Below are 3,586 nucleotides of genomic sequence, written 5' to 3' on the forward strand. Positions count from 1 at the left end.
ATCATCAAGATATAGGAATCGGAGACGGCGTTTTGGTCTGAGATTTAATTTAATCGCTGGCATTTACAACTATGAACTTGCTTTAGGCTATCATCAAGTAGCTGAATAAGACTTTTGCAGGAGGTCTATTCTTCCATAAAAACCTCCTGAATGAGTTGTTCACTATTAACTGTCTATTTTTCGCTAGTTGCCTTAGCTTTTTTAGCGGTTCTGATTTCGGCCTGTGCTTCCGCTACCAGATCGTTCCAGGATTCGCTGGCCTCAGCCAGATAGGTTTGCACGGTGTCAGCCGCTTCTGCGCCCCACTTGATTCCCTGTTTGGTCATGTCGCGCCCGGTTTCGGCGACCTTTTCCCCAGTTTCAGGGTTGCTTAAGGCCCCAATAGCGGGTGCGATCGCCAGTGCCGCCAAACCAACCCCTAGGGCGAAAATCGGTTCAATACCTAATAAAAATTCCATGAGACCTCACAAATTTGCTCGATTTTGGATTTTGTTTGACTGTTAGACGTTCGCCGCATCTCGATAGGTCGTTTTCTCGCCACCGAGGGCTGGGCGCAAGCCGTTCAGTCCGGCTAAAATAGCCGAACCATTATTGATGATAATTGCTAGGAGCGGATCGAGGGCAAAGAGAACCCCCACCGCCAGCGCCCCCAGGTTAGGAATGCCCACAATTAAGGCATTTTGGTAGATAATGTCCATCACTTGCTTGCTGATCCCGATCGCATGGGTCAAGCCGCTGAGATCGTTATCCATCAGTACCACGTCGGCAGTTTCCCGAGCGATATCGCTCCCTGCGGCAAAGGAAATCGAGACATCGGCATAGGCAAGAGCGGCGGAGTCATTAATGCCATCGCCGATAAAGGCAACGGTTTTCCCTTGCGCTTTCAGTTGCTGCACCACTTCCACCTTCCGTTCTGGGAAAGCTTGGGCGTGGACCTCATCCCGGCGCATTCCTAACTCTTGGGCCACCGCATCCGCTACCTGCTGCACATCGCCGGTGAGCATATGGGTGCTGATTCCCTGCTGGTGTAACTCAGCAATTACCCCGGGGCTTTCGGTGCGGATCGGATCGGCATACATGATAACGCCAATGAGGATGCCATCCCGGGCCACATAGGCCAGAGAAACGCCTCCCGTCTTAAACTGTTCACTGGCACTAATATCGATCCCTTCCGTTTTCATAAAGCGGCTACTCCCCACCAGTAGCTGCCGCCCTTCGATTTGGGCGACCACTCCCAAGCCAACCCGATAATCCCACTCCTCACAGGTTTTCGTTGCCGTCCCCTGTTGTTGGGCCTGTTGGACGATGGCATGGGCGACGGGGTGGCTTAACCCCTGTTCCGCCGAGGCCGCCAGACAGAGAATTTCTGCTGGAGTAACTCCCTCGGCGGTAACTTGAATGTCGGTGACGGAAGCATTGCCCTGGGTCAGGGTTCCCGTCTTGTCAAAGACGACGCAATCGACTTTTGCCAACATTTCGATCGCCCGGCCGCTGCGGATGTAAACCCCGGTCCGGGCAGCGTAGGTTAATCCCGCTAAGACGGCAGTGGGGACAGATACGCGGATGCCAGTGCCGAAGTCGAGGGTGACAATCGCCGTTGTCCGGGCTAAATCTCCCGTGAAAGCAAAAATGCCCGCCCCAATCAGTAGGGTGGGCAACACGGCAATATTAGCAAATTTGGCGGCATAGTTTTCTACGCGAGTATCATGGACGGGAGCGGCTTTCATCAGTTCCACGACTACCCCGGCGCGGGTATTATTCCCCGTCCTTTCCACGAGAATTGCCAATTGTCCTTCCACTAACAGGGTGGAAGCATAGACCTCATCATCTACTTCCCGGTGGACGGGAACCGATTCTCCCGTCAGTTTCTGTTGGTCAATTAGTCCCTGTCCCCGGATAATCTTGCCGTCGATGGGAATTAAATCTCCCGGATAGACGATGACGAGATGGCCTTCTCTCACGTCTTTGAGGGGAACTTGCACTTCTACGCCGTCCTGTTCGATCCAGGCGTATTTGCCCAAACTGTCCAGTAAATCTAGGGTCTGCCGTTCGCTAGAGCGAGCGGTGACATCGCGAATTACTTCCCCAGATTCGATCAAACTGATCATGAAGGCGGGGGGAATGAAATGGCCCTGGGCGGCGCTGAGGGTGATGGCAAGGGAATCGAGGAAATCGACGGTCAATTGTTTTTCTTCGCTGATGGCTTGCCAAGCTCGACCGTAGGCTGGCAGACAGGCGGCTAAAATTAACCCCCCAACGAGCAAGGGGGGGAGTTCTAGGGGAAAGGCGACAAGAGCGAGGGCTAAACTGGCAGCGGGAATGCCCAACCGCTCCCAATAGTTAATTTCGTGGGATGTTGGTGCTGTAGCTCCTTTGGTGGTTAGGAGATAGCCGAGATCGGCCTCTTCCATCGAGAGTAGGATATATTCCCGTAGTTGTTCGGGGGAAATTTCCTCGTAATTGTATTCAATAATCAGGGACTCAGCCGCCTCATTGCAGCGAACTTGTCCGATTACATTACTATCTTCTAATATTGCCACTAAGTTGCTGGCATAGTCAGGATCGTAACCCAGGCGCTCGATTTTGACCCGCCAGCGCCCTTCGAGGGAGTGAAGGAGTTGATAGTCTTGGGAAAACCTGTGAGCTTTGGGGACAATTGCCGCGGTTTCGTTGAGTATGTCCGGTTGGACAATTACTTTTTCTGTCGTATCTGTGAGGGTCATCTTTATGGGTGTTGGTTGGTATATGCTTGACACTGGCATAAACGGCGTTTTCTTGTCAGGAGGGAAGACGGGGAATCAACCCGGAACTCGTGTCTGCAAGCAGGCTGTCTGTACTTCGTCGAGATTAGTGGCAGACTCCAGTATAGTTGACATTACCGTGCTGAAGTTTAAAGACGCGATCATTGTTGTCTAAACTAAAGCTTAGAGGAGTACCAGCTTGACTCTTGCCTTTAAAGGTATTGTTGCCCTGATAGGTTGTTAGAGCTAGTCCCACGGGTTGCATTTGTGGGGGAGTAGCCGCTCCAAAGGTATCAATCGTGATAGATTGACGTTCTTTGTCGATAACCACCACCTCTCCTTCGGCAATGTCCGTCACTGATTCCACTATGGTTACGGCAACGGGCCGTTTTCTCTGGATCGATGCGTTATCAATGACAGAGGTATAAAAATAGATTTTCGTTCCTCTGTCTGTCTTCCCCCTAGCAACGCAGAGAATGCCATTTCCTAGACTGGGTGCTTCGGCTAAAACGGGCTTAATGGGCAAGCTGGGCAAGGAAAGCAAGGTTACAGCCGCTAAGAGGGCGGCTTTATTAGGAATTTTTAACATTTTTCGGCAAGGGGTAAATTAACTTTTGGTCATTGTACTAAAAAAAGTGAAATTTTGCCAGAGTTTTCAGGCGGATCGGTTTTTTTCCTCACTGGGTAGTAATATCAAATTCTGTTTTTAAAGACTGATTAGACCTCTTGCAAAAGTCTTAAGTCGATCCTTGTACAGCAACATTTTTGAAGATTATCAACTACTAATAAATAATTAACTGAAAGTCCCTCCCATTATTGTTTCTATCGTTTGTTTTCGGATTTAT

The 3,586-nt window shown here is 50.4% G+C and carries 3 protein-coding genes and 1 pseudogene; 1 reads left to right on the forward strand and 3 read right to left on the reverse strand.

The genetic code is table 11. The features are described 5' to 3' along the window. A pseudogene (locus IQ234_RS20195) lies at positions 1 to 109 on the forward strand (IS5/IS1182 family transposase); the annotation flags it as partial. Positions 110 to 173: 64 nt separating this feature from the next. Here IQ234_RS20195 and IQ234_RS20200 read toward each other — a convergent pair. From IQ234_RS20200 to IQ234_RS20210, 3 genes are all read right to left on the reverse strand, one after another. Continuing rightward, on the reverse strand, positions 174 to 458 hold the full coding sequence (locus IQ234_RS20200; RefSeq protein WP_002742126.1) for a hypothetical protein: 285 nt from the start codon (positions 456 to 458) through the stop codon (positions 174 to 176). Between the two features lie 42 nt (positions 459 to 500). Continuing rightward, complete coding sequence (locus IQ234_RS20205; RefSeq protein WP_193958386.1) at positions 501 to 2,723, reverse strand: heavy metal translocating P-type ATPase; 2,223 nt, start codon at positions 2,721 to 2,723, stop codon at positions 501 to 503. A 124-nt stretch (positions 2,724 to 2,847) separates the two neighbouring features. Then, positions 2,848 to 3,285: a hypothetical protein gene (locus IQ234_RS20210; RefSeq protein ID WP_193958387.1), complete on the reverse strand. Its 438-nt coding sequence runs from the start codon at positions 3,283 to 3,285 to the stop codon at positions 2,848 to 2,850. Positions 3,286 to 3,586 lie beyond the last annotated feature (301 nt).

This window comes from Microcystis aeruginosa LEGE 91341 (assembly GCF_015206885.1).
Lineage (GTDB): Bacteria > Cyanobacteriota > Cyanobacteriia > Cyanobacteriales > Microcystaceae > Microcystis > Microcystis aeruginosa_H.

Coding starts and splice junctions, on each gene's coding strand:
- IQ234_RS20200 (WP_002742126.1), bottom strand. CDS start 458: ATGGAATTTTTATTAGGTATTGAACCGATTTTCGCCCTAGGGGTTGGT.
- IQ234_RS20205 (WP_193958386.1), bottom strand. CDS start 2,723: ATGACCCTCACAGATACGACAGAAAAAGTAATTGTCCAACCGGACATA.